Origin of the sequence: Paraburkholderia sp., from assembly GCF_035501035.1 — a bacterium.
GTDB lineage: Bacteria > Pseudomonadota > Gammaproteobacteria > Burkholderiales > Burkholderiaceae > Paraburkholderia.
In genome coordinates, this window is sequence record NZ_DATJWR010000002.1 from 1 (window position 1) to 25,632 (window position 25,632).

Below are 25,632 nucleotides of genomic sequence, written 5' to 3' on the forward strand. Positions count from 1 at the left end.
CGAATTCATCAGGCAGGTCAAGGACAAGAATTCGGGCGTGAAGCTGATGGGCTTCGGCCACCGCGTGTACAAGAACTACGACCCGCGCGCGAAGCTCATGCGCGAGACGTGCTACGAAGTGCTGAACGAACTGGGCCTGCATGACGACCCGCTGTTCAAGCTCGCCATGCAGCTCGAAAAGATCGCGCTGGAAGACGAATATTTCGTGTCGCGCAAGCTGTACCCGAACGTCGACTTCTACTCGGGCATCGTGCAGCGCGCGCTGGGCATCCCGACCGCGATGTTCACCTGCATCTTCGCGATGGCGCGTACGGTGGGCTGGATTGCGCAGTGGAACGAAATGATTGCCGACCCCGAGCAGAAGATCGGCCGTCCGCGTCAGCTCTTCATCGGCGAAACGCCGCGTGTAGCAAAACCGATCGCACAACGCTGATTCACGCTGCGCGCCGCGCGCCGGCGCGCATCCTGTGCATGGTCTGGTTTGCCGAAGCGTTGGCAAACCCTCGCCAGATCGTTCATAGAACGCGGGCGCCCGCACGTTCCACCGTGCAGGCGCCCGTAATTTTTTCCGCGCACGTTCCTTGCGTGTGCCTGCAGAAAGCCGCGCATTCATTCCCTCCACGTTCGCCGAAGCCACTACAATCAAGCGGAAGCGAACCGTAGACTGGAGGCATGCAATGCAGGATCCTGAAGCACTCGGTGGCGTAACGCGCTCAAGCGGCGTGGATCATCCCGATCACGAAGCTGACGGCGCATTCATCGCGCCCGAAACGCCAGAGCTTGCAAGCGCCGACCAGCACGTGTTGAAATCGGGCGACACGTTCATCGTCAACGATCCTCTCGGCGACCTGACCGGCATCGACGACGGCCTCTTCGTCAACGACACGCGCATGCTCTCGTCGCTGCGCCTCACCTTCGGCGGGCGCGTGCCGTCGCTGCTCTCGGGCAGTGTGAGCAGCGACAACACCGAGTTCACGGCTCACCTCACCAATCGTCCGCTGCCGCCGCTCGGCGGCTCGACTACGCCCGAAGGCGTGATTCACGTCGAGCGCGAGCGCGTGCTCTCGGGCACGATGATGACCGAGGCCATCGAACTCACGAACTACGGCACCGAAGAAGCCGTGGTGCCGCTTTCCATCTCGTTCGCGAGCGACTTTCGCGACATGTTCGAGGTGCGCGGCCTGAAGCGCGAAAAACGCGGCACGCTCATGCCGCCGCGCGTCGAGGACGGCGAGGTGCGGCTCGAGTACATTGGCCTCGACAAGGTCGCGCGGCGCGTGCGCATCGAATTCTCGCCCGCGCCGAACAAGCTCTTCGCCGATCGCGCCGATTTCACGGTGGACCTGCCGCCGCAGGCCTGCGTCTCCATCTACCTATCCGTGGCGATCGAAGTCGAGGCGCTGCCCGGCGCCGCGCCCGGCACGCAGAGCGCGCGCATCATCCAGCCCGCCCATTGCCTCATGAATTCGAAGGAGCAGCGCGTGGGCCGCGCCGCCGTTCGTGCCGCACTGGTCGACTCGCATATCGTGATGCGAGAGCGCCGCCGCGCGACGGCGGGCCTGCGTTCGAGCAATCCGCTCTTCAACGCGTGGATCAACCGCTCGATTGCCGATCTGGGTCTCCTCACCACCGACCTGCCGACCGGCCCCTATCCGTATGCGGGCATTCCGTGGTTCTCGACGCCGTTCGGCCGCGACGCGATCATCACGTCGCTGCAAACGCTGTGGCTCACGCCCGCGCTCGCGCGTGGCGTGCTGCGGTTTCTCGCCGAGCATCAGGCGCGCGAGGACTCGGCGTTTCGCGACGCGGCGGTCGGCAAGATCATGCACGAGATGCGCAAGAGCGAGATGGCCGCAACGGGCGAAGTGCCGTTCGCGCTCTACTACGGCGGCGTGGACACCACACCGCTATTCGTCGTGCTGGCGGGCGCGTACGTGGAGCGCACGGGCGACCTCTCGCTGATCGACGAATTGTGGCCGGCGCTCGAGCGCGCGGCGGCGTGGGTGGCAGGTGTGTGCGACCGCAACAAACTCGGCTTGCTCGATTACCGGCGCGAATCGGAAGGCGGCCTCGCGAACCAGGGCTGGAAGGACAGCCACGACTCGGTGTTCCATGCCGACGGGCGCTTTCCCGATGGCCCGATCGCGCTCGTCGAAGTGCAGGCCTATGCGAGCGCGGCGTTCGACACGATGGCGCGCTTCGCGATGCATCGCGGCCTTGTCGAGGATGCCGCGCGCTATGCCGCGCGCGCCGCGAAGATTCGCCTTTGCGTGGAAGAGAAGTTCTGGATGCCAGAGTCGGAGTTCTATGGCATCGCGCTGGACGGCCACGGCGAGCTGTGCCGCGTGCTGGCTTCGAATGCGGGGCATCTGCTCGCGTTCGGGCTGCCCGAGCAGGAGCGCGGCCGCGCCGTGGCGGAGGTCCTCGAATCGGCGCTGTTCCATACGGGCTGGGGTGTACGCACGCTCGCGGCCGGCCAGGCGCGCTTCAATCCCATGGCGTATCACAACGGATCGGTCTGGCCGCACGACAATGCGCTATGCGCGCGCGGCCTCGCGCGCTATGGCCGCAAGGCGGCGGCGGTGCGCTTGTTGCAGGCAATGTTCGAGGCGGCGGTCACGTTTGACATGCGCTTGCCCGAGCTGTTCTGCGGCTTTCCGCGGCGCCGCGGCGAGCCGCCCACCGCGTATCCGGTCGCCTGCCTGCCGCAGGCCTGGGCCGCGGGATCGCCGTTCATGATGCTCGAAGCGTGCCTCGGCGTGACGATCGACGCGGCGCGCCACGAAGTGCGCGTCGAGCAGCCCATGCTGCCCGAAGGCATCGATTGGCTCGAAGTGGGCGATCTGCGTGTGGGCAAGGACGCCGTGACGCTCATGTTCCGCCGTGTGGACGGCAAGGTCGTGGCCTCGGCCGATCGCAGCGATGTGAAAGTGGTGGCGCTGCTGTGAGCGCGGGCGCGGGCTCTTGCGGCCCGCGCTGCCTGTTCTGTTGTATTCAGCGCGTGGTGGGAGCGGTGCGTTGCAGGGTGAACTGCTGTGCGATGTAGCCCGTGTCGATGCCCATCGTGTTGACGATACGCGGCGCGTCGAACTTGCTTAGTTGTGCGAGCTGTTGTGCCGTGCCGATGCCCAGTTGCCTGAGGACCTCCACGACGATCGCGTAGAGCACGGTCTGATCGCCGTCCTCGACCTTGACCGCGATACCCAGTGCGGGGCCGCCCGTGTGCGGCGCGGTCGCCGCGCTCGCGCGCACGCCGATGGCATAACTGCCCGCCGCGCCCACCTTGCCGACGAGCGCGCCCTCGAATGCGCGCATGAGCGCCGTGCAGAAGCGGCCATCGCCGGCCACCAGTTCCGGGTAGGAGGTCATCGCGCGGTAGATGTGCGCGAGCGCCTGCGTGCGCGTATCGGACACTGCGGCCGTTTCAGCCGATCGGTCCTGCGCATGCGCGAGCTTCATGAAGAGCCGCGCGAGCCGGTCGAGGGGGAAGGCCGGCGTGGGCAGGTTGCAGCCGTCGATTGCCCACTCGACGCCTGCCTCGGGAAGATCGCAGACCTCGGCAACCACGCGCTTCACATGCTGCTGCAAGGGATGCGATGGCAGGTGGTAATCGGCCAGCGCGGCGCCGATGGAACGCGCGCCGGCAAGCATACCCGCGTGCTTGCCCGAGCAATTGCTGCAAACCGCGCCAGGCGTGAAGTCGCGCTTGATCCACGCCTTGTACACCGCGTCGGACAACGGCGCGTGGCCGCCGCAGCGCAGGTCCGCTTCCGATGCGCTAACCTTCGCGAGCATTGCGCGCGCGCGTTCGATATGGCGGTCCTCGCTGCTGTGCGAGGCGCACATGAGTGCGAGATCGGTGTCGTCGAAGCCGAAGCGCTCCAGCGCGCCGGTCTCGACGACGGCGAGCGCCTGCGCGGGCTTGGCCGCCGAGCGCACGAGCGTGAGGCGGTGTGGGTCCCCGAATGCATAGAGCAGGTGGCCTTGGGCATCGACCACGGCGACGTGGGCGGCATGCGTGGTTTCGATCACGTCGCCGCGCAGGACTTTCACGGCGGGTTGGGAGGCGCTAATCGTCATCGTTGGTCTGCCTTTGATCTCGCTGTCATCTCACGATTTGCGCGGGCTGCGCAGTCGATGTGCGATTCTAATCCGCCGTGCCGCACTGCGGGCGTCGTTCCCGCGCCTGTGCCGCGCTCAGGCGAGGCCGAGCGCGGCGCGTGCAACGCGGCACGCCGCGAGGTCCCACGCGCCGCTGCCGACCGTCTTCAGCAGCACGGGCACGTCGTGCGCGAGGCGCTGCGCCGCACTGTCGGTCACGGCGGCGCCGATCGTGCGCACGTTCGCCCAGTCGATGCCGGCCTGCAGCAAGTCGCCAGCCTCTTCGCGCGCCGCCGCGAGATCGTCCACGAACACCCGGCTCGCGCGTACCGTTTGCGGCGCGATTTCGGCAGCGTCCGGCGTGAAGGCCCCGACGCCGATCACGAGCCGCTCCTTGCGCGCCGCGGCCTCATACACGGGCGTCTTGCTCGTCGTCGCGGCAATGACCGTATCGACCTCGTCAGGAACGGCGCCGCGCGCGGGCGTGACGCGCACGCCGCCCTGCGCCATGTGTGCGCGGAAAGCCTCCTCGGAGGCGTCGCTGCGACCCTTCACGTAGAGCGTCGCCTGTGGATGCAACCGGCCGATCGCCGCCGCATGAAAGCGCGCCTGCTGCCCCGTGCCGATCACGAGAAACGCGCGCGGCGTGCCAGGGTGCAGCACGCGCACGCCGAGCATCGAGAGCGCGGCGGTGCGCCGTCCGGTCACCGTGGGGCCGTCGAGGACGAACTCGGGCTGACCCGTCGAGCCGTTGCACACCGTCACCGCGCCGAAGATGGTTGGCATGCCGCGCGCCGCGTTGGCCGGGCACACGCTCACGAGCTTGTGGATGGCGGTGTCGTCGGCGCTGGCGGGCATTGAGAGCATGACCCCGTTGTCCTTGAGCGGCACGCCCACGCGCACGGGCGCGTGAATGCGGCCGGCATCGTGCTCCTGTGCAGCAGTGGCGAGCGCGTCGATCAGCATGCCGAAGTCCAGCAGGCTGGCCGTGGCCTGTGCGTCGTGAATCGCGATGGGTTCCATCGAGGGTTCTCTCCTGACGAATGATGCGTTGGCTTGGCGGCGGCAGCAGCCGCATGTGAGGCAGGCTGGCGATCGTCTCCGGGCCCGCGAGGGTGCGATGTGGCCGACCTGAGTTGGCCGACCGCGATCAGGCTCACGTTGCCGCCGGCCAGCCCACTGTCGACAATGCACACGCGCATGTCGCACTGTCGTTCCGCCCGATGCTAACCCAATAATTTCCTATACGAAACTTTTTTCTTATCGTATCTAGCCCTGCGAAGCGCTATAGGCGCTCGCCTGGTCGAGCAGCCATGCGCGGAACAACTCCAGCGGCTTGCCGTGGCTGAGCTCCGTGGGATACACGAAGTAGTAGCCACCATCGGCAACGGTAGCGGTTTCGAACGGAATGACGATGCCAAGCCGTTCGAGCTGGCCCTCGACAAAGAACTTCGGCACGAGCGCGACGCCTAGCCCCGCGGCGGCGGCGGCGATCAGCATCGTGTGCAGTTCGTAGCGCACCCCGTGCATCGTGGCGTTGTCTTCCACGCCGAGGTCAGAGAACCAGCGAGTCCATGCGTCGGGGCGCGTGGTGGAGTGCAGCAGCGGGTAGGCGAGCAATTCATGCGCCTTCCTGATGGGACGCGCGAGCAGTGACGGCGAGCAGACGGGCACCACCTCCTCGCCGAACAGATAGTCGGCCGAGGTGCCGGGCCAGGTTGGCTTGCCGTAATGGATCGCGGCTTCGAAGTGCGATTCCTCGAACGAAAAGGTTTCGGTGCGCACGCCCATGTTCACGCGTACGTCGGGCGTGCGGTCGTAGAAGTCCTTCAGGCGCGGGATCAGCCACTCGGAGGCGAAGGTGGGGAGCACGGCAAGCTCGAGGTAGCCGCCGCCGCTGCCGTGCGCAATGATGGAAAGCGTGTCGCGATCGAGACTCTCCAGCGCGCGGCGTACCTGTGTGCTATAGAGCCGGCCCGCGCGCGTGAGCACGACGCGCTGCTTGGCGCGCACGAACAGCCGCACGCCGAGGTTCGATTCGAGCGTGGCGATCTGGCGTGATACCGCGCTTTCGGTGAGGAACAATTCCTTGGCCGCGTGCGTGAAGCTTTCGTGCCGCGCGGCGGCTTCGAAGGCCGTGAGCGCGCCGATGTTCGGGATCTTGAACTTGCGCATGTTAATTCCAGAAACTCATCAAGTGACAATTTAATCTCGCTTTACGCGCCGTGCAACCGTTCGAATAATGCGTTTCACGTATGGCCGGCCCGAACGCGAAGGCCGGTGCCCCATCTGTTGACTGCCTCGTGGCGGTCGTGTCCTGTGAGATTCGTGATGCGCAATGCAAACGTAGAACGCCTGTTGTCGGCGCTGCTCGGCCCCGAGAAAACTGCAGCCCTGTTTTCGACGCTCAATTTCCCGTCGATCCTCGAAGATTGGGAGGGTGGCACCGTCACGCGTGCGGAACTCGCGCAGGCAATGAACATGGCGCTGTTCGAAGACCTGCTGGAGCGCTCGCCCAACGGCCGCACCTATACGAGCGACGCGGTTGCGCAAGGCGGCGCGGTCTACTTCGATCACGGCGCGCTGCGCACGGTACGCTGGCCGCATTGCGGCGCGCTGCCGCCCGGCGAGGCGGCATTCACTCGCATTCTGCGTCCGCTCGGCTTTCGCCTGAATGGCCGTTATCCGCTGGACAAACTCGGCATGACGGGGCGCGCCTACGCCCACGAAGACGCGCCCGACGAAATCGCGCAGTTCTTCGTGAGCGAACTACACCCCGAACGTTTTTCGGCTCAGTTCCAGCAAGCCGTGACGAACGTGGTGGGCTCGTCGAAAGATCCGCTCACGCCGCTGGCCATTGCGCAGCTTTCCGAACTCGAACGCGACGGTTCGTTGCCGCTCAAGGCTGCGCTCGAATTGCTGCCTGTGATCGTCGGCGCTTTTGCCCGGCAGCACGACGTGCCCGCTATTTCGGACTACGATACATTGCTGCGTGAATCCGCCGAGATGGCGTGGATCGCGACGGAAGGCAACGCCTTCAACCACGCCACTGATCGCGTGGAAGACGTTTTCAAGCTCTCCGATGAAGAGAAGGCGAAGGGCCGCCCGATGAAGCCCGAAGTCGAGCGCTCGCGCTCGGGCCGCGTGTTCCAGACCGCCTATCGCGCGGACACCGTGAAGCGCGAGTTCCGCGCGGCCAATGGCGAGCGCGTGATGCGCGAGGTGCCGGGCTCGTTCTACGAGTTCATCACGCGCAAGCGCACGTTCGATCAGGTTTCGCGGCGCTGGCAGACCGATTTGCGCTTCGATGCGGGCAATGCCACCGGCATTTTCAAAATGACCGCGAACGCGGCGTAGGCATCGCCCTGGGCGCCTCGAATCAGCCGCCCGGCACGCCGGCCTCGCTGTCCTGCGCGGCCGGGTGGGGCTCGTTGATGAGCCAGAGGACTTCGGCGTCCTCTTCGCTCGTCGAGACGGCGGCGTGGCCGGTGCGGCTATCGAAATAGATGCTGTCGCCGGCTTCGAGATGGGTCGGCGCGTAAAGCTCGGAATAGAGGCAAACCGAGCCGCTCAATACGTATAGAAATTCCTCGCCTTCATGCCGGCCCCATTGCGTGAACTCGTCCAGCGAGTGCGCCGTGACGCGGATGCGAAACGGGTGCATCGCCTTGTGCGCGAGTTCCGTTGCCAGCAGTTCCATTTGATAGCAGCCCGCCGAATGCCGCTGCCCGCTGCCCTTGCGGGTGACTGCGCGGCGCCCGCTCGCGCGCGGCCTGGGCGTCGAGCCGAAGAGTTCGCCGAGGTCGATCTTCAGGCCGTGCACGATTTTCTGCAGCACGTCGAACGTCGGCGACATGACGCCGTTTTCTACCTTCGAGAGCGTGGAGCGCGACACGCCGCACACGCGGCTGGCGGCCTCGAGCGTGTAGTCGTGTTTCAGTCGGGCCGCCTTGACGCGTTTGCCCAGTTCCGCCGAGGCGTTCTCTGTGGGCTTGAGGGACGGGGTTACCATTCGAGGGCTCGCGAGTGTTCGTATCGTACTCAGTGTTTCCGATCATAACATTTCGGCATCGCGGGGCGTTCAGCGTGTTGATTTTCTATATGCATAGCATGACTAAGTAATATTGCGCGCAAGGAGTTGATGATTTCTCGTGCAAACCCATGCGGCGCAGGGCGCTGCGCCGTAGTCATCCGGTCGCGCATCCATTCAATGCACGTCGGGTAATTCGGTGCAATCGGGTATCTCCCAATACCCGCGGGCCGCGGCCATGCCTCGCCGCATGCCCTGCGGGCGCGGGCTTGATGAGAAAAGCGCATCACGTGGTGATTAGTTTTCGTTTGATGCTCCGCAATCGACTGCTGACAATCCGTTCACTTCCCGCCTCTGTCCCGGTGCATGGCACAGCGCGAGAAGACTCCAGGGCGCCGACGGGCTACATGACATGACCGCTCCGGCGCATCACGTGCCGACTCCCAGATACCGAAGGAATACCGCATGCGTTCCCGTTTCCCCGTCTCTCGTTCTGGCTGCACGATTGCAGCGTCGTTGATGTTGGTTGCCGGCGCTGCGAGCGCGCAGGAAGTCATCGTGAAGATCGGCGTGGCCAGTCCGCTCACGGGCGGCGGCGCGGCCTACGGCAAGGACATCGAAAACGGCGTGCGCATGGCCGTCGACGAAGCCAACGCCACGCATCCAACGCTCGGTGGCAAGTCGGTCAAGTTCGTCGTCGACTCGCAGGATGACCAGAGCGACCCGCGCATTGGCGTGCAGGTCGCGCAGCAGCTCGTGGACGACAATGTGGCGGCCGTCATTGGCCACTTCAATTCGGGCACGACGCTGCCGGCTTCGAAAATCTACGCCAAGGCGGGCATTCCGATGATCACGCCGTCCGCAACGAATCCGGCCATCACGCAGGGCGGCTTGCCGACCATCTACCGCGTCATCGCCACCGATTCGCAGAACGCCGGCAACGCCGGCCACTACGCGGCGACGGTGACGAAGGCAAAGCGCATCGCGATCATCGACGATCGCACGGCTTTCGGCCAGGGCGAAGCCGACGAGTTCGAAAAGGCCGTGAAGGCGGCTGGCGGCACGATCGTCGCGCGCGAGTTCACGAACGACAAGGCCGTCGATTTCAGCGCGCAGCTCACGAGCATCAAGCGCACGAGTCCGGACCTCGTGTTCTTCGGCGGTCTGGACGCGCAGGCGGCCATGCTCGTCAAGCGCATGCGGCAGCTCGGCCTGAAGGCGCAATTCCTCGCGGGCGGGGGCGTCATGGACGCGAACTTCATCAAGCTCGCCGGCGACGCCGCCGACGGTTCTTCGGTATGGGAATACGGCCAGCCGCTCGCGACGCTGCCCAAGGGTAAGGACTTCGAAGCGAAGTTCAAGCAGAAGTACGGCATCGACATGCTTGCCTATGCGCCGTTCGCCTATGACGCGACGTGGGTCGCCATCAAGGCGATGGAAAAGGCGGGCTCGGCGAATCCTGCCCAGTTCAACGCTGCGATGAAGTCCACGAACTACGATGGCATCACGGGCAAGATTGCGTTCAATGCGGCGGGCGACCTGAAGAGCCCCAGCTCGACGCTCTATCAGGTCAAGAACGTGGCCTGGGTGCCGGTCACGACGCGGACCACGGACTGACACCCCAACCGCGAAGTCACCTGCGAGGGCGCCGCTTCGGTCGGCGCCCGATGCATTGTTTCCGATAGGAAATGAAGCGCGGTCCGGGGGACGCGCGCTTGCCCGGACGTGCCGGAAAGCCGCCCTGGAGCGATGGATGCGGCGCAGCGGCTTTCCCGAAGATTTACGTGTTGTCGCCGCAAAATTGCGCGTGTATAGTTTCCTAAAGTAGCAATGTTTCGTATTGGAAATTTTTAAGGGATTCTACCTATGAAAGCCTCCACCATCCTCTCGGATCTCGGTATTTCCCAGCTCGCGGAAGCGGGCGACATCGCCGTGCATTCGCCGATCAATGGCGAGCTGATCGGCCGCGCCGCGAGCCAGTCGGCGGCCGACGTCGACGCCGTGCTCTCGAAGGCGCAGGAGGCGTTCAAGGTCTGGCGCAACGTGCCCGCGCCGCGCCGCGGCGAACTCGTGCGTCTGCTCGGCAACAAGCTGCGCGAACAGAAGCGCGCGCTCGGCAGCCTCGTCACGCTGGAGACCGGCAAGATCCTCCAGGAAGGCATGGGCGAAGTGCAGGAGATGATCGACATCTGCGACTTTGCCGTCGGCCTCTCGCGTCAGCTCTACGGCCTCACGATCGCCTCGGAGCGTCCGGGCCACCGCATGGCCGAAACCTGGCACCCGATGGGCGTTTGCACCGTCATTTCCGCCTTCAATTTCCCGGTCGCCGTGTGGTCGTGGAATGCCGCGCTCGCGCTCGTGTGCGGCAACGCCGTCATCTGGAAGCCCTCGGAAAAGACGCCGCTCACCGCGCTCGCCGTCAACAAGATCCTGCAGGACGTGTTGAAGGAATTCGGCGATGCGCCCGAAGGCCTCACGAGCCTCGTCATCGGCGGCCGCGAAGTGGGCGCGAAGCTGGTGGCGGATCCGCGCTCGAACATCGTGAGCGCGACGGGCAGCACCGAAATGGGCCGCACGGTCGGCGTGGAGGTCGCGCGCCGCTTCGGCCGCTCGCTGCTCGAACTGGGCGGCAACAATGCGGGCATCATTTCCGCGACCGCCGACCTGGAACTCGCGTTGCGCGGCATCCTGTTCTCCGCCGTCGGCACGGCAGGCCAGCGCTGCACCACGCTGCGCCGCCTCTTCGTGCACGAGAGCGTGTACGACAAGGCGGTCGAGCGCCTGAAGACGCTCTACGGCAAGGTGGCGATCGGCAACCCGCTCGAACAGGGCACGCTGATGGGCCCGCTCATCGACGAGCAGTCGTTCTCGCGCATGCAGGCAGCGCTCGAACAGGCGAAGCGCGAGGGCGGCAAGGTGTACGGCGGCGAGCGCCATACGGTGGCGGGCAACGAAAAGGGCTTCTACGTGCGTCCGGCAATCGTCGAGATGCCCAAGCAAACCGAAGTTGTCCTGAAGGAAACCTTCGCGCCCATTCTCTACGTGCTCAAGTACAGCGACTTCAACGAAGCGATCGAGGCGAACAACGCAGCCGTGCATGGCCTGTCGTCGTGCGTCTTCACGACGGACCTGCGCGAGAGCGAGCGCTTCCTCTCGGCCTCGGGCAGCGATTGCGGCATTGCGAACGTGAACATTGGCCCGAGCGGCGCGGAAATTGGCGGTGCGTTCGGCGGCGAGAAGGAAACGGGCGGCGGGCGCGAGTCGGGTTCCGATGCGTGGAAGGCCTATATGCGCCGCGCGACGAACACGGTCAACTATTCGTCGGCGTTGCCGCTTGCCCAGGGCATCGATTTCAACGTCGAATAACCGCGTTCGACGTTCACCAGGGACGCGCCACCCCACGTGGCGCGCCCGCTCGATGGATCGATTCGTGCGATGTCACGTGACGTCGCACGACGTCGCATGACGAACCGGCGCCGCAGTTTTGCGCATTCTGGAGCAAGTCGTGAGTTCTCAAGTCGTTATCGTTGGCGGCGGGGCAATCGGTAGTTCTATCGCCTACTTTCTGCGCGCGTCCGACCCGACGGTTTCCGTGACCGTTTTCGAGCGTGATCCGAGCTATGCGCGCTCGTCTTCGGCGCTTTCGGCCGCGTCGATCCGGCAGCAGTTTTCCACGCCGCTGTCGATCCAGATGTCGCTGTTCGGCATCGAGTTCTTGCGCAGCATTGGCGAGCGGCTCGAAGTGGACGGCAACCGGCCTTCGATCGATCTGCACGAGGGCGGTTATCTCTTCCTTGCCACGGCTGCGGGCGAAGCGACGCTGCGCGAGAACCACGCGCTGCAAACGAGCCTCGGTGCGGACATCGAACTGATGTCGAGCGAAGCGTTGCAGGCGAAGTTTCCCTGGCTCAATGTCGAAGACCTCGCGAGCGGCGCGTATGGCCGCAGCGGCGAGGGCTGGTTCGACGGATACGGCCTCGTGCAGGCGCTGCGCAAGAAGGCGCAATCGCTTGGCGCGCGCTACGTGCCCGCCGACGTGACGGGCGTCGTGCGCAACGGCCGTAAGGTCACGCACGTGATCGCGAGCGACGGCGAACGCCATGCCTGCGACACGCTCGTGAACGCGGCCGGCGCGTGGGCGCGCAAGCTCTCGGAAATGATGGACATCGACATTCCGGTTCATGCGCGCCGCCGCAGCATTTTCAATGTGTCGTCGCCGGCGCGGCTCACCCACTGCCCGCTGCTGATCGACCCGTCGGGCGTGTATTTCCGGCCCGAAGGCAATACGTATATCACCGGCACGTCGCCGAGCCCGGACAACGATCCGGACGATCTGCCGCTCGACGAAGTCGATCACGCCATCTTCGACGAGGTGATCTGGCCGACACTCGCGCATCGCGTGCCGGGCTTCGAGGCGCTGCGCGTGGAGAACTGCTGGTCCGGCTACTACGAGTACAACGTGCTCGACCAGAACGCCATCATCGGGTATCACCCGGCCGTCGACAATTGCGTGTTCGCCAATGGCTTCAGCGGCCACGGTCTGCAACAGGGACCGGCGACGGGGCGCGGCGTGAGCGAGCTCATTCTGAACGGCAGGTACACCACGCTCGATCTTTCGTCGCTCGATTGGTCACGCGTGCTCGAAAATCGTCCTATCGTCGAGAAGAACGTGGTGTGACGCCGCGAGCATTTGCTCGGGGCGAGTGCGTTCTGTATCGCATTTCATGCATGAGATGAGGCCCGTATTTCACGGGCCTTTCTCGTTTGGATGGCGATTTCGCTACGCAAGCTTACGCGGGGCTTGATGAGCAAACCGCATGATGTCGTGATTAGATTTCGTTTGATGCATGCGCGCGGGCTGACCACAATCGAGGCTTGATCGATCGTTGTTCGGATACAGGCCATTGAAGACATGTACGAATTCACCGCTCCTTTTCAGCATCCTGCCGGTTCCCCGATTCGCGAACTCTTCAAGTACCTGGGAGAACCAGGCATGATTTCCTTCGCTGGCGGATATCCGGCCAGCGATCTGTTCGATGCGGAGGGACTGCAGGCGGCAGCGGCGCAGGCATGGCAGGATTCGACGCGCTGTCTGCAATACGGCCCGACCGACGGCTTGCCCGAACTGAAGACGCAACTCCTCGCGCTGATGGCGCGCCGCGGCGTGACCTGCACCCCGCAAGAGATGCTCATTACGACGGGATCGCAGCAAGGCCTCGATCTGTTGTTGCGCGTACTGCTCGAACCGGGCGACACGGCCTTGACGGAACAGCCCGCCTATCCGGCCACGCTGCAAGCGCTCAGGCTCCAGCAGGCACACATCGTTACGGTGCCTGTAGACAGTGACGGCATCGACACTGGCGTGCTTGAACAGCGGCTTGCATCGGGCGCCATTGCGCGGCCGAAGCTGCTGTACACCGTGCCGACCTTCGCGAATCCCACCGGGGCCACACTTACACGCGATCGTCGGCTTGCGTTGCTGCGGCTCGCCGTTCGATACCGCTTCGTGATCGTGGAGGACGACCCGTACGGCGACCTGCGATTCGCGGGCGACGCGGTGCCTTCGATGCTCGCATTGGCGAGCGAGGTGCAAGGCGCGCGCGACTGGGTGGTGCATTTTTCGAGTCTTTCGAAAGTCGTTGCGCCGGGCTTGCGCGTAGGCTGGGCGATCGCGCCTGTCGAAATCGCGCGGCGTTGCGTGATCGCCAAGCAGACCGTCGATCTGTGCAGTACGCCATGGACCCAGGCCATCGCGGCGCACTATCTGGCCGCAGGCTCGCTCGAACGACACCTGCCGCGCATTACGCAGGCGTACCAGCGCAAATGTGAGGCGCTTTGCGAGGGATTGCGCGCGCAATTCGGCGGCGAAATCGCGTTTCATCAGCCTGAAGGCGGCATGTTCGTGTGGGCGCGCATTCCAGGCGTCGAGATCGATGCGCTGTTGCCGAACGCGATCGACAGCAAGGTGATTTTCGTGCCTGGCAAGGCATTCTTCGCCAACGCGCCGGACACCGCGTCGCTGCGCCTTTCGTTTGCCGCGCCGAACGTGGACGAGATTCGCGAAGGCGTCGCGCGTTTGAAGCTGGCAACGCAAGCGACGCGTCCCGCAGGGCTCGCTTCAACCAACGCGTGAAATGCAGGCGCTTTCTATGCTTGTAATCGATGGCATGCTTGCGGATGTTGGCTGGCTTCTGTCGACCGGAGCGGGCAACAGAAGCGTGCAATGAAAGCGCGAAAAGAGAACAAAGGAGCAATCGAAATGGAAAAAGTGGCAATCGTGACGGCGGCGGGCAAGGGAATGGGCGCGGCCATCGCGCGCGAGCTGGCGGCGAATGGATACCGGCTCGCGCTCATGTCGCCTTCGGGCAGCGCCGAGCGCCTGGCGGCCGAATTGGGCGGCGTGGGCGTGACAGGCTCCGTGACCGAAGACGCCGACCTGGAACGACTGGTTGGCGCAGCGCTCGATAAATATGGGCGCATCGATGCGGTCGTCAACAACACGGGCCACCCGCCCAAGGGCGATCTTCTCGCACTCGACGACGCGAACTGGCACGCAGGCCTCGACGTCATCTTGCTCAACGTCGTGCGCATGATGCGGCGCGTCACGCCCATCATGCAAGCTCAGGGCGGCGGCGCCGTGGTCAATATCTCGAGCTTCGCGGCGGTCGCGCCCGAGCAGGTCATGCCGGTTTCGTCGGCGCTGCGTGCAGCGCTCGACGTCTGGACGCATCTGTACGCACAGCGCTACGCGCGCGAGAACATTCGCATGAACGCGGTGCTGCCGGGATTCATCGATAGCTGGCCGGAAACGCCCGAGGTCGTGGCGCGCATTCCCGCAGGGCGTTTTGGCAAGACCGAGGAGGTCGCGAAAACGGTCGCGTTCCTGCTCTCCGAAGGCGCCGGCTACATCACGGGCCAATGCATCCGCGTGGATGGCGCGATCGTGCGCAGCGTGTGATGGAAATCGGGACGATGAGCACGCGGTTCAAGCGCTGCGCGCATCTCGTTTCGCAACTGATTTCGCAAGCTCGACGAAGCGCTCGACGCAAGTCGAAGTGAACGGTTCGAATCAAAATGGCGAACCTTAGCAGTGGCAACGTTGTTGTCATTCCTGAAGTGACTCACCCCGCTGTCGCACAGCTTGTCTCGACGGTTATCTCACCGGCGTTCAGATGTCGCGGACGGAGCGGGGTTCAGGAAGATCCGAACTGCTCGGGTTCATCGTTGCCAGACGGGTGCCCGCAAACGGATCCAGTCGCCAGTTCACACCCGGGCGCTTGCTCGGCTGCTGCTGCTCTTCAGGGGCTTTATTGATTGCAAAATGCTCGAGTGATTGGCCTGCGCTGGTTGCCTGAACAATCCACTGCGGGGCATCACCTTTGCCATCCCATGTGTGCCCCGTGGCGTCCCGGTAGCGCACTGCTCGCAACCGCTCCTGGTCCGCGGCGATCGAGGCGGCGACATCGCCAGGTTCGATCCCCAATTCAGCCATCCTGCGACGCAGGTAGGCCACTATGCTGTCTCGTTTTCGTTCGTCCATCTAGTTTTGCTTCGCTCTGGGTGCGTCGAGCAGATATCACTGCAAGTCTTAAGTCGTAAGCTGCCAGGATAACACAGGTCGAATCCGCGTCCCTGGCGGCGACCGACGGAGCCTCAACAGGGCATCACGAGGTTAGCTTCGGCGAACGGGCTGCCTGCTGCTGTGCGGCTCGTTCCTCCGCCTGCTTCTTCGCAATGTGATGGCCGACGATACAGCCGCCGACCGCTCCAACGACTGCGTGGTGACCAGCGTAGTGGCCAGCGACCCCGCCCACGACTGCGCCCTTCAGGCAGCCAGCGGCGTTGGCGGTTCCGGCTGCCATCAGGCCCAGCGCGGCAGTCACTACGAGCATCTTGATTCTTTTACAGTTCATGATTCGTGTCTGATTGATATTGAGGTGTCTGCATCGGTTTTAGTATCGCCCGTGATTGCTGTCGTGCCACTGGCTTTCGCGCCGATTACGGGTCGATTACGCTCGCGCCATTAGCTCGTGCCACTTGTGTTCCCGCCAATCACGTGCACGCCAGTCAGCGCCTGTGCGCGAGGCTATCGTGACCGGAGGAGGCGCATACGCCGTAGGCAGGGCAGCGAAGTACACCGGCTCAGCTGGGGCCCAGGCGATGCCAGGTACGTCAATCCCTAAGGCCAAATCCATGTGGGCAAACGCTGCGGGCGTCGCCGCCAGTGCAGCCGCGTTCGGTATCACGCCGAGAATCGTCCTTTTCCTTTCACTGCCCCTGCGCACGTGGTGTGCGTGCCAGGTGAGTATGGTTCGGAGTGTAGGTGGCGGGTTCGGACACAGGTGCAACGGCAGTGCGATATTCGTAACGGGGCATTGTATGGGAGCGGTCCGCCTATTGGTCGTTTTTTTTTGCGGGACCAGGTTTATCTGCGAAGGCTATTTTCAGGTCCCTCATTTTCAATAGCGCTTGTGGGTAGCGCTGCGGGTTGCGTTTGGGCGCCGCTCACCAGCATCTGTCCCGACTTGCAACATACTGCAACACGAGTGGTAACATTTGTTGTCACCCACTGCCCGAGCGACGCATGCCAGACAGTTTCGACCAGCTTGCCGCGCTGATTCGCGCGCGTTTTTCCGATTTGAGCCCGCAGTTCCAGACCGGCGCAGCCTTCCTGCTCGATCATCCCGACGAAGTGGCCGTCTCGTCCATGCGCAAGGTGGCCGAGCGCGCCCGCGTGCAGCCCGCCTCGCTCGTACGGCTCTCGCAGCAACTGGGCTTCCCTGGCTGGAACGAGCTGCGCGACTTGTTTGTCGCGCGGGTGCGCACGCGGCCCGAGCCGCTTTCTGCCCGCGCCCGCTCGCTCGTGGCGGGCAGCACCCGGGACAGCCTCGCGCGCGACCTGCTCGTAGCGCAGCAGCACAATCTGGAGGCGAGCGCTGCGCACAACACACGGACGATGGTCGAGGCGGCGCGTGTGCTGCGCAAGGCGAAGCATGTGCACGTGGCCGGGTTTCGCTCGTGTTACGCAGTGGCATTCGGGCTGGTTTACGGTTATCGCTTGTTTCGGCCTTCAGTTTCCTTGCTGGGCGGCGAGGGCGGCACGCTGGAAATGCAGTTGCTCGGCATCGAGCGCGACAGCGCAACGATTGTTGTCAGCTTCGCCCCGTATTCGGTTGAGGCGGTGCGCGTGGCCGAGGCCGCACTCGCAAGGGGCAGCCGGCTGATCGCGATCACCGACAGCGCCGTTTCCCCGATCGCCCTGAACGCCGACAAGGCGTTGATCTTTACGCACGAAAGCCCTTCGTTCTTCCCCTCGCTCGTGGCCGCGACAGCGCTGGCCGAATCGCTCGTCGCGCATTTGCTCGCCCTCGAAGGGTCGGGCGCAATCGCGCAGCTCGAACAGGCCGAGCGGATACTGAACGCGCGCGGCGCCTACGTGCCCTGAGGCCATGGCCGCGTCGTTTTCGCATCATTGGCGATGTTTCTCTGCTTTCGGATGCCGTAGCGAAACGGCGGCATCCCGGTTCGCTTCGCCCATGCCCATTCCGTGTGTTGCGAGATATGATTAATTTGACAACATATGTTGTTGAAGCGTATAAATCCGACCATAGGTAGACAAATAGCTCGAACGAAGCGAGAAAACCGATGCAGGAATTCAAGACTTTCCGGTTGGCCGGTTCGCCCGAGGCGATCGGGCGTCAGCTTGGCGCGCTAGTGAAACCGATCTTCGCCGGCTACATGGCACAGAGCAGCGCCTGGCAGGCGGTGAGCCGCTGGCGCGGCAGTGCGTTCGCGCAGCAGCTGCGTGCCGCGGCCGAGCGGCACTTCCCGGACTGCGTTGCGGAAATCGACGCGATGGCCGAAGCGCTGGGCTGGCCCGCCGACGATCTGTTCCTCTGGAACTGCCGCGGCGAGCTGATCCACCGCTCTCCCGACGGCTGCACCACGCTCGCGGCGCGCACGCCGTCCGCCGGCTTGATCGCGCACAACGAGGACGGCGACCCCTGGTTGCTCGGGCGCTGCTGCGTGGTCGAGGTCGAACCCGAAGGGAAGCCCGGTTTCGTGAGCTTCTACTATCCAGGCTCGCTGCCAGGGCACACGTTCGCGGCCACGCGCGCGGGGCTTGCGCAGGCGATCAACAACGTGCGCATTCGCGAGCCACGCGCGGGCGTGCCGCGCATGATTCTCGCGCGCGCCGTGCTCGATTGCGCGACGCTCGACGAAGCGCTTGCGTTGCTGCGCGACACGCCGCGCGCGAGCGGCTTCCATCACACGATTGGCGGCACGGACTCGACGGGCGACGTGCGCGTGTACAGCGTCGAAGCGACCGCGCAGCGTTGCTCGGCTGTCGAAGTGAGCGCGCCCTCGGGCCATGCGAATCACCTGATCCATGCGGGCTACGAGTGCGAGGCGCAGATCGTGACCGATTCGTCGCGCGATCGCCAGACGCGGCTCGCCGAGCTGCTGCCGGCGCTCGGCGCACTGCCGGACGGCGCGGCCTTCGTGCAGGTGCTGCAGGACCGGGGGGGCGCCGGCCTGCCGATTTTCCGCGACGACCCGCACGACCCCGACGACGAGAACACGCTCGCCACCGCCTGCATGCGCATCACGCCGGACGGCGTCGCGTTCGACGTCTGGCAGGGCGGCGCGAGGGTGCTCGGCCTGCAAATCGATTCGAATACACGTCGTTTGGGCAGCGCGACGAGTTGAACATTCACGGACTTCATCGAGGAAACCCATGACGAGCGCGTCCCGGACCCATACGTCCCCGACCAAAGTGTTCCATCGGATGCCGAAGCAAATCTTGCCCGTCGCGGTGGCGGGCGAAGGCATCGAAATCATCGATTCCACGGGCAAGCGCTACATCGACGCGAGCGGCGGCGCGGCCGTCTCGTGCCTCGGCCACAGCAACCCGCGCGTGATCGAAGCGATCAAGCGCCAGGCGCAACAGTTGCCCTACGCGCACACCTCGTTCTTCACGACCGAGGCTTCGGAGCAACTGGCCGATCACCTCATTGCGGCCGCGCCCAAGGGCCTCGACCATGTCTACTTCGTGTCGGGGGGCTCGGAGGCGATTGAGGCCGCGCTCAAGCTCGCGCGCCAGTACTTCGTGGAGAAGGGCGAGCTTGCGCGCCGCCACTTCATCGCGCGCCGCCAGAGCTATCACGGCAACACGCTCGGGGCGCTTGCGATAGGCGGCAATGCCTGGCGTCGCGAGCCGTTCCTGCCGATCCTGATCGAGTCGCATCACGTGAGCCCGTGCTACGCGTACCGCGAGCGCCACGAGGGCGAGACCGACGAGGCCTACGCGCAGCGCCTCGCCGAAGAGCTCGAGCAAAAGATTCTCGAACTCGGGCCGGAAACGGTCGCGGCCTTCGTTGCAGAAACCGTGGTGGGCGCAACGGCCGGCGCGGTGCCGCCCGTGCGCGAGTACTTCCGCAAGATTCGCGCGGTGTGCGACCGCTACGGCGTGCTGCTGATCCTCGACGAGATCATGTCGGGCATGGGGCGCACCGGGTATCTGTTCGCCTGTGAGGAGGACGGCGTCGCGCCCGATCTGCTCACGATCGCGAAGGGGCTGGGCGCGGGCTATCAGCCGATTGGCGCGACGCTCGTGAGCCAGCGCATTTACGAAGCGATCGTGGGCGGTAGCGGTTATTTCCAGCACGGCCACACGTATATTGGTCACGCCACGGCGTGCGCGGCGGCGCTCGAAGTGCAGCGCGTGATAGCTGAAGAGAAGCTCCTCGAAAACGTGCTCGCGCGCGGCGAGCAACTGCGCGCGCGGCTGCGCGAGCGCTACGCGGCGCATCCGTATGTCGGCGACGTGCGTGGCCGAGGCCTCTTCGTGGGCGTCGAACTCGTGAAGGACCGCGCCTCGAGGGCGGCGTTCGACCCGGCGCTCAAGCTCCACGCGGCGATCAAGCGCGAGGCTTTCGCGCGCGGCCTGATGGTGTACTCGATGGGGGGGACCGTGGACGGCAAGAACGGCGATCATGTGCTGCTCGCGCCGCCGTTCATCTGCACGGAGCAGAACATCGATACGATCGTCGAACGCCTGGCCGCTGCGATCGACGGTGCACTCGATGCGACGGGTGTGGCGCGCCCAGAGTAAGCCTGGCTGGCGGTAATTAATGCGCAACTAACCGTCAGTCGCGCCTGACGGCCGCAAGCGGTCGCGAGCGACCGGTCTAGACCACCAACGGAGTCCATCGATGACGCAAAACCCGACCCCTCGGCTTCCCGCTTTCGAAGCAGCCGAGGCCTCGCCCGAGCAGAAGGCCGTGCTGGACGAGATCCTTTCTGGTCCGCGCGGCAACCTCAACGGGCCGTTTCTGGGCTGGATCCACAGTCCGGAACTCGCGCAGCACGCGCAGCGCCTCGGCGCGTTCTGCCGCTACAAGACAGGCTTGTCGCTGCGTCTATCCGAACTGGCGATCCTCGTCACGGCCGCGCGTTGGCAGGCTCAGGCCGAGTGGTACATCCACTATCCGATCGCGTTGAAGGCGGGCGTGCCCGAGGCCCTGGCCGAACAAATCCGCGCCGGTGCGACGCCCCGGTTCGACGAGCCCGACGATGCCCTGATCTACGCTTTCACGACCGAGTTGTATGACGCAAAGCGTGTGTCCGACGCGACCTACGCGCGCGCCGTCGAGCGCTTCGGCCATGAAACGACGATCAACCTCGTGGGGCTGCTCGGCTACTACGCGCTCGTGGCGATGACGCTCAACGTGTTCGGCATGCGCGCCGAAGGGCAGACGACGCTGCCGTTCTCCGAATAGCGCCCGCGCGAGCGCGGCAGGCTGGCGCGACGCCCCGCCCGGAGTTGCCGGGAGGGGCGTTTTGTTTGCACCGCAAATATGACTAACGTTACATCCATATTTCACGTGCGTGCTTTTTTGAAATCGTTCGGTTAATTTCCGGTAATCGATCCGGTGATCCCGAGCAGCGGGCAGCTTGAAAAATAAAACGAGCGGGCGATTTTCTGAGTGGAAAACGTTTCCACTCCTGCTGCTGCCGCTTCTGGATTTTTGAACCATGCGGTTAATGTCGACGCTGGCGCGCCATATTTATCGTAGTTGCATTGCGGCAATTTTCCCGGCGCGCTCAAAATAATAAGACTGTTTCTCGGGAGTCCATGCCCGGTAGCTTTTGCTGCGGATGCACGGCCGGGCCACGGAACTTGTGCGTGAAGAGAGTGTATGGCGATTTCGGCAGGCCCTGAATGGCAGTGTTTTCCATATGGGTTATGGAAATCGCTTGCGCGCATTAAATCGAATTGTTAGTCTTGCCAGACTTATTAATTGCCGCCGTATTCCCATTGGCGAAATGGGCGGTGTGGAGGCGGGAGGCGTAATACCCGCTCAGGGTTTTCTCTGTGTGTTTCTTCATCGGGGAACTTCATGCTTGATACGACCATCGACGTAGCCGAAACGCTGCGCGCCGCCATGGCCGGAATTGGCGACGTCGTCACCCTGAAGTCTGGCGGTCCGCGTATGACCGTCATGTATGCCGGTCCGGTGGGTTTCGCGAGCGGCCACTGGCTGATCTGCCAGTGGTTCGACGAGCAAGGCGAACTGCGTCAGGACATGTTCGCACAGGATATGGTGAAGCCCGAGCCGCGCTCGATTTCCGCTGCATCCGTGAAGATGCGCAGCGCGGCCGGCAACAGCGCCGTGGGCCGTTTCTGACCCCGGAGCCCAGCGCTCCGAAGGCCCGCGCGCCTCGCGCTAGCGCTGGCCTTCGGCGGCGATGCGCACGGCGAGACCGGCCAGCACCGTGCCCATGAGCCAGCGCTGAAGCATGAGCCAGGCGGGGCGCCCCGCGAGAAACGTCGCGATCGTGCCGGCCGTCATTGCCACGGCGGCGTTCACGCTGATCGAAAGCGCAATCTGGATACTGCCCAGCACGATGGACTGTGCCAGCACGCTGCCGTGATGCGGGTCGATGAACTGCGGCAGCAGCGACAAATACAGAATGGCGATCTTCGGGTTCAGCAGATTCGTGACGAAGCCCATCAGGAATAGCTTGCGCGGGCGGTCGGCCGGCAGGTCGCGAACCTGAAAGGGCGAGCGGCCGCCCGGCTTGAGCGCTTGCCACGCGAGCCAGAACAGGTATACCGCACCGCCCAGGCGCAGCGCGTCGTAAGCGAACGGCACGGCCATGAGCAACGCGGTAATGCCGAATGCGGCGCACAGCATATAGAACACGAAACCGAGCGCGACCCCGCCCAGCGAGATCAGGCCCGCTTTACGGCCCTGGCAGATCGAACGGGAGATCAGATAGATCATGTTGGGTCCGGGCGTGAGCGCCATGCCGAGTGCAACGGCGGCAAAGGCGAACAGCGGGGCGGTGTGCGGCATGACGGGGCTCCGTGCAGGAAGTGCGTGAGTGGCTTGCGTGTGGGCTGGGCGCGCGCCCGTGGGCTTCATAGCGTGAGCTTCCATCAGCGCGGCCAGAACAGCTTGATTCCGGGTGATTATTTCATGCATGGGCGCCGCGTGCGCGCCATGGCCTTCGGCGTTGGCCGTTTGGACAAGACGAGGGCAGCATCAGTGCGACTAGCGCTCGCGTTTCGCGGCGCGTGCTTCGCGCGCGTGTACCCGATCGTCGAGCCGGTGCGAGAAGAGCAGCATGCCGAGCCGACGGCTGCGCACCTTCGTTTGTCCGCCGATATCCTTCGGCGGATTCGGCTGCAGCGACCAGAAGAGCGCCAGCAGCCAGCCAAGCACGGTCCAGCCGAGCATGGCGTTGAAGAGCGCGATGATCAGCAGGTCGTGACGCCGGCGCCGGTCGGCGATCAGCGCGGGGAGAAAGTAGAGCGCGACAACCGCTGCGAGAACGACGATCTCGAAGAGGGAACGGCTCACCATGTTTGATTCTCCGGAAAAAGAATAGGCCCAATGCGTAATTGTCGCGCGGATCAGCGCGGAGCGCATGGCTGCTGCCCTTGGCCGGAAGGCCAACGCCGCGCGGCGGGGGTGTCGCCGGGCGGGGGTTCGGGTCTATCATCGGGGTTTTCATCGCAGGGAACCAACATCATGATCTCCGATTCGTCCGAGGCCACCCGCCAACTGGATCACGACGAACTACGCGCCTTCGTCGAACGTAAATGGCATGACGAGATCGTGCCCGCGTTGACCGACTACATCGCGGTGCCGGCCAAGAGTCCGGCGTTCGATGCGCAGTGGGCGCAGCACGGCTATCTCGAACGCGTCGTCCAGGATGCAGCGAAATGGGCTGAGCAGCAGCCGGTGCGCGGCCTGAAGCTGGAGATCGTGCGTCTGCCGGATCGCACGCCTGTGATCTTCTTCGAAGCGCCCGCCACGCGCTCGGGCAGCACCGAGACGGTCGTGCTTTACGGCCACCTCGACAAGCAGCCGGAGTTCGCGGGCTGGCGCAACGATCTCGGACCATGGACTCCCAAGCTCGAAGATGGCCGCCTGTACGGCCGCGGCGGCGCGGACGACGGCTACGCGATCTACGCGAGCGTCACCGCACTGGCCGCGCTCGACGCGCAAGGCATCGAGCGGCCGCGCTGCGTGGGACTCATCGAAACCTGCGAGGAATCGGGCAGCTACGATCTGCTGCCTTATGTCGACGCGCTGCGCGAGCGGCTCGGCAATGTGGGCCTCGTCGTCTGTCTCGATTCGGGCGCGGGCAATTACGATCAGCTCTGGCTCACCACATCATTGCGCGGGCTCGTGGCCGGCGATCTCGAGGTCGAGGTGCTGGAAGAGGGCATCCATTCGGGCTCTTACGGCGGCATCGCACCGTCCAGCTTTCGCGTGATGCGCCAGCTCTTCGAGCGTCTCGAAGACGCCGCGAGCGGCACGCTGTTGCCCAAGGGCTTTCATTGTGCAATTCCGTCGAAGCGCCTGAGTGAAGTCGAGGCCACGGCGAAGATCCTCGGCGAAACCGTCTGGAAGACCATGCCCTGGGCTTGCGGCCAGGACGGCCGGCGCGTGCTGCCCACCACCACGGATCCGCAGCAGGCGCTGCTCGATTCCACGTGGCGGCCTTCGCTTTCGGTGACCGGCGCGGCGGGCCTGCCCGCGCTGGCTGACGCGGGCAACGTCCTGCGGCCGCGCACGGCGTTCAAGCTGTCGCTGCGCCTGCCGCCGCTCGTCGAGGCCTCGAAGGCCGTGGCGGAACTGAAAGCGTTGCTTGAACTCGATCCGCCCTACAACGCCAAAGTCACCTTCAAGCCGGACGCGGGCGCGGCCAATGGCTGGAACGCTCCCGATCTAGCGCCGTGGCTCACTGGCGCGCTGAACGCCGCTTCGCGCACGCACTTTGGCGCGGACTGCGCGTATCTCGGCCAGGGTGGCACGATTCCGCTCATGAATGTGCTGCAGGCGGGCTTCCCGAAGTCACAGTTCATGGTGTGCGGCGTGCTCGGCCCGAAGTCCAACGCACATGGTCCGAACGAGTTCCTGCATGTGCCCTATGCCAGGAAGCTCACGGCTACGGTGGCCGAGGTGATCGCCGCGGCGCCTTGACCGGGAGGTGTAGGGCGTTCTCGAGCTGGGGCAAGGTACGGCCCGAGGGCCGCGCGTTGCCCCGCGTGAGGCGCGCCCGCGGTATCTCTAGTGGCGGTGGGTGGACGGTGGCGCATCGACTGCAGCGTGCCCGTCGCCATGGCACGAGCAGTTTTCGTCGTCGATGGGCTGCTGGAGACTCTTGATGATCCCGCAATTGGCGCTGCTCGCCTGGTGGGCGTGGCAGCTCTCGCGCAGCGTGCGCAGTTGCTGCTCGAGCACGCGCATCGATTCGATCTGCTGATGAATGCGTGAGATCTGGTTGTCGATCAACTCGTTGACTTCGTCGCAAGGCTGGCTCGGGTCGGCCTGGAAGCGGCGTAGCATGCGGATGTCCGAGAGCCCGATGCCTAGCGAGCGGCAATGGCGGATGAAGTTGAGCTGCGCGGCGTGGATGGCCGTATAGCTGCGGTAACCGTTGGTTTCGCGCGTGGGCTCGTCCAGCAGACCCTCGCGCTCGTAAAAGCGCACCGTTTCGACATCGCAATGCGTGAGGCGCGCCAGTTCGCCGATTCGCATTATCGTGGTTCCCCAAAAGACTTGACCCTGTAGTGGCTACAGGCTGTTCAATGATTGTGTCACTTTTGGGAGAGATCGGCGATGAATCTGGGTTTCTTGTCGCGGCTTGCGGTTGCGCAGCGCTTGCGCGCGCGCCACGAGGGATGCGCGGCGGGTGGCGGTCGCGGTGCCGGTTGTTCCTCTCACGGTCATGCCGGCGAGGGCGTTCAGGGGCACGGGCACAGCCATCAGCATGCTCACGAGCAAGAGCATGATCACGAAGACGAACACCGCAGCCATGGCCACGCTTGCGGCGGCGCTCACGCGCATGACCACGGTGCCAAAGGCCATTCCGGCGCGCATGGCCACGGCCACGGCCACAAGCACGACCACGACCACGGTAATGCCTGCTGCCACAGCGCGCCGCACGCCAACGCCTCCACACCGGCGCGGGGCTCCGGA

The 25,632-nt window shown here is 64.6% G+C and carries 25 protein-coding genes; 14 read left to right on the plus strand and 11 right to left on the minus strand.

Annotation, left to right across the window (positions count from 1 at the left end; translation table 11 throughout):
* Together VMJ11_RS00185 and VMJ11_RS00190 are read left to right on the plus strand one after the other, a co-directional pair.
* Positions 1–433, plus strand: a 433-nt coding sequence (locus tag VMJ11_RS00185; protein ID WP_325615713.1) for a citrate/2-methylcitrate synthase, incomplete at its 5' end; no start/stop codon positions are given.
* Between the two features lie 244 nt (positions 434–677).
* On the plus strand, positions 678–2,948 hold the full coding sequence (locus VMJ11_RS00190) for an amylo-alpha-1,6-glucosidase (RefSeq protein WP_325615714.1): 2,271 nt from the start codon (positions 678–680) through the stop codon (positions 2,946–2,948).
* Positions 2,949–2,994: 46 nt separating this feature from the next.
* Here the strand turns inward: VMJ11_RS00190 and VMJ11_RS00195 are convergent, their stop codons facing one another.
* The 3 genes from VMJ11_RS00195 to VMJ11_RS00205 form a co-directional block, all read right to left on the minus strand.
* Entirely contained in the window at positions 2,995–4,080 is a 1,086-nt protein-coding gene (locus tag VMJ11_RS00195) for an asparaginase (RefSeq protein ID WP_325615715.1), read from the minus strand.
* Positions 4,081–4,197: 117 nt separating this feature from the next.
* Positions 4,198–5,124 carry a bifunctional Delta(1)-pyrroline-2-carboxylate/Delta(1)-piperideine-2-carboxylate reductase gene (lhpI, locus tag VMJ11_RS00200; protein WP_325615717.1) on the minus strand — a complete coding sequence of 309 codons (927 nt, stop codon included), beginning with the start codon at positions 5,122–5,124 and terminating at the stop codon, positions 4,198–4,200.
* A 246-nt stretch (positions 5,125–5,370) separates the two neighbouring features.
* A complete protein-coding gene (locus VMJ11_RS00205; RefSeq protein ID WP_325615719.1) occupies positions 5,371–6,276 on the minus strand; it encodes a LysR family transcriptional regulator in 906 nt (301 codons plus the stop codon).
* A gap of 156 nt (positions 6,277–6,432) precedes the next feature.
* Here VMJ11_RS00205 and VMJ11_RS00210 point away from each other — a divergent pair, with 156 nt between their 5' ends.
* Positions 6,433–7,458 (plus strand): DUF1338 domain-containing protein, encoded by a 1,026-nt coding sequence (locus VMJ11_RS00210; protein ID WP_325615720.1) that lies wholly within the window; start codon positions 6,433–6,435, stop codon positions 7,456–7,458.
* A 22-nt stretch (positions 7,459–7,480) separates the two neighbouring features.
* Here VMJ11_RS00210 and VMJ11_RS00215 read toward each other — a convergent pair whose 3' ends face one another.
* A complete protein-coding gene (locus tag VMJ11_RS00215) occupies positions 7,481–8,113 on the minus strand; it encodes an XRE family transcriptional regulator (protein WP_325615722.1) in 633 nt (210 codons plus the stop codon).
* A 483-nt stretch (positions 8,114–8,596) separates the two neighbouring features.
* On the opposite strand from VMJ11_RS00215, the gene VMJ11_RS00220 reads away from it, so the two are divergent.
* From VMJ11_RS00220 to VMJ11_RS00240, 5 genes are all read left to right on the plus strand, one after another.
* Positions 8,597–9,748 (plus strand): branched-chain amino acid ABC transporter substrate-binding protein, encoded by a 1,152-nt coding sequence (locus VMJ11_RS00220; protein ID WP_414694257.1) that lies wholly within the window; start codon positions 8,597–8,599, stop codon positions 9,746–9,748.
* A gap of 249 nt (positions 9,749–9,997) precedes the next feature.
* On the plus strand, positions 9,998–11,497 hold the full coding sequence (locus tag VMJ11_RS00225) for an aldehyde dehydrogenase family protein (protein ID WP_325615724.1): 1,500 nt from the start codon (positions 9,998–10,000) through the stop codon (positions 11,495–11,497).
* Positions 11,498–11,636: 139 nt separating this feature from the next.
* Positions 11,637–12,809 carry an FAD-binding oxidoreductase gene (locus tag VMJ11_RS00230; protein WP_325615726.1) on the plus strand — a complete coding sequence of 391 codons (1,173 nt, stop codon included), beginning with the start codon at positions 11,637–11,639 and terminating at the stop codon, positions 12,807–12,809.
* Positions 12,810–13,043: 234 nt separating this feature from the next.
* A complete protein-coding gene (locus tag VMJ11_RS00235; RefSeq protein ID WP_325615728.1) occupies positions 13,044–14,264 on the plus strand; it encodes a PLP-dependent aminotransferase family protein in 1,221 nt (406 codons plus the stop codon).
* A 120-nt stretch (positions 14,265–14,384) separates the two neighbouring features.
* Positions 14,385–15,089, plus strand: coding sequence for an SDR family oxidoreductase (locus VMJ11_RS00240; protein ID WP_325615762.1), 705 nt, complete (start codon positions 14,385–14,387; stop codon positions 15,087–15,089).
* Between the two features lie 210 nt (positions 15,090–15,299).
* Here the strand turns inward: VMJ11_RS00240 and VMJ11_RS00245 are convergent, their stop codons facing one another.
* Together VMJ11_RS00245 and VMJ11_RS00250 are read right to left on the minus strand one after the other, a co-directional pair.
* Positions 15,300–15,671, minus strand: a complete 372-nt coding sequence (locus VMJ11_RS00245; protein ID WP_325615730.1) for an H-NS family nucleoid-associated regulatory protein — start codon at positions 15,669–15,671, stop codon at positions 15,300–15,302.
* 124 nt (positions 15,672–15,795) lie between these two features.
* Positions 15,796–16,023, minus strand: a complete 228-nt coding sequence (locus tag VMJ11_RS00250; RefSeq protein ID WP_325615732.1) for a hypothetical protein — start codon at positions 16,021–16,023, stop codon at positions 15,796–15,798.
* A gap of 692 nt (positions 16,024–16,715) precedes the next feature.
* Between VMJ11_RS00250 and VMJ11_RS00255 the strand changes: the two genes are divergently transcribed.
* The 4 genes from VMJ11_RS00255 (at position 16,716) to VMJ11_RS00270 (ending at position 20,913) form a co-directional block, all read left to right on the plus strand.
* On the plus strand, positions 16,716–17,576 hold the full coding sequence (locus tag VMJ11_RS00255) for a MurR/RpiR family transcriptional regulator (RefSeq protein ID WP_325615734.1): 861 nt from the start codon (positions 16,716–16,718) through the stop codon (positions 17,574–17,576).
* A gap of 200 nt (positions 17,577–17,776) precedes the next feature.
* Complete coding sequence (locus VMJ11_RS00260) at positions 17,777–18,841, plus strand: C45 family peptidase (RefSeq protein ID WP_325615736.1); 1,065 nt, start codon at positions 17,777–17,779, stop codon at positions 18,839–18,841.
* A 28-nt stretch (positions 18,842–18,869) separates the two neighbouring features.
* Complete coding sequence (locus VMJ11_RS00265) at positions 18,870–20,246, plus strand: aspartate aminotransferase family protein (RefSeq protein WP_325615738.1); 1,377 nt, start codon at positions 18,870–18,872, stop codon at positions 20,244–20,246.
* Positions 20,247–20,346: 100 nt separating this feature from the next.
* Positions 20,347–20,913, plus strand: a complete 567-nt coding sequence (locus VMJ11_RS00270) for a carboxymuconolactone decarboxylase family protein (RefSeq protein ID WP_325615740.1) — start codon at positions 20,347–20,349, stop codon at positions 20,911–20,913.
* A gap of 131 nt (positions 20,914–21,044) precedes the next feature.
* Here VMJ11_RS00270 and VMJ11_RS00275 read toward each other — a convergent pair whose 3' ends face one another.
* A complete protein-coding gene (locus tag VMJ11_RS00275; protein WP_325615742.1) occupies positions 21,045–21,401 on the minus strand; it encodes a hypothetical protein in 357 nt (118 codons plus the stop codon).
* 133 nt (positions 21,402–21,534) lie between these two features.
* Here VMJ11_RS00275 and VMJ11_RS00280 point away from each other — a divergent pair, with 133 nt between their 5' ends.
* Positions 21,535–21,822, plus strand: a complete 288-nt coding sequence (locus VMJ11_RS00280; RefSeq protein ID WP_325615744.1) for a YodC family protein — start codon at positions 21,535–21,537, stop codon at positions 21,820–21,822.
* A 39-nt stretch (positions 21,823–21,861) separates the two neighbouring features.
* Here VMJ11_RS00280 and VMJ11_RS00285 read toward each other — a convergent pair whose 3' ends face one another.
* Together VMJ11_RS00285 and VMJ11_RS00290 are read right to left on the minus strand one after the other, a co-directional pair.
* Positions 21,862–22,494, minus strand: a complete 633-nt coding sequence (locus tag VMJ11_RS00285; RefSeq protein WP_325615746.1) for a LysE family translocator — start codon at positions 22,492–22,494, stop codon at positions 21,862–21,864.
* Between the two features lie 198 nt (positions 22,495–22,692).
* Complete coding sequence (locus VMJ11_RS00290; RefSeq protein ID WP_325615748.1) at positions 22,693–23,004, minus strand: superinfection immunity protein; 312 nt, start codon at positions 23,002–23,004, stop codon at positions 22,693–22,695.
* Positions 23,005–23,172: 168 nt separating this feature from the next.
* On the opposite strand from VMJ11_RS00290, the gene VMJ11_RS00295 reads away from it, so the two are divergent.
* Entirely contained in the window at positions 23,173–24,633 is a 1,461-nt protein-coding gene (locus tag VMJ11_RS00295; RefSeq protein WP_325615750.1) for a M20 family metallopeptidase, read from the plus strand.
* 87 nt (positions 24,634–24,720) lie between these two features.
* On the opposite strand, the gene VMJ11_RS00300 is transcribed toward VMJ11_RS00295, so the two are convergent.
* Complete coding sequence (locus VMJ11_RS00300; protein WP_325615752.1) at positions 24,721–25,191, minus strand: Cd(II)/Pb(II)-responsive transcriptional regulator; 471 nt, start codon at positions 25,189–25,191, stop codon at positions 24,721–24,723.
* A 36-nt stretch (positions 25,192–25,227) separates the two neighbouring features.
* Positions 25,228–25,587: a hypothetical protein gene (locus tag VMJ11_RS00305; protein WP_325615754.1), complete on the minus strand. Its 360-nt coding sequence runs from the start codon at positions 25,585–25,587 to the stop codon at positions 25,228–25,230.
* Positions 25,588–25,632: the final 45 nt, after the last annotated feature.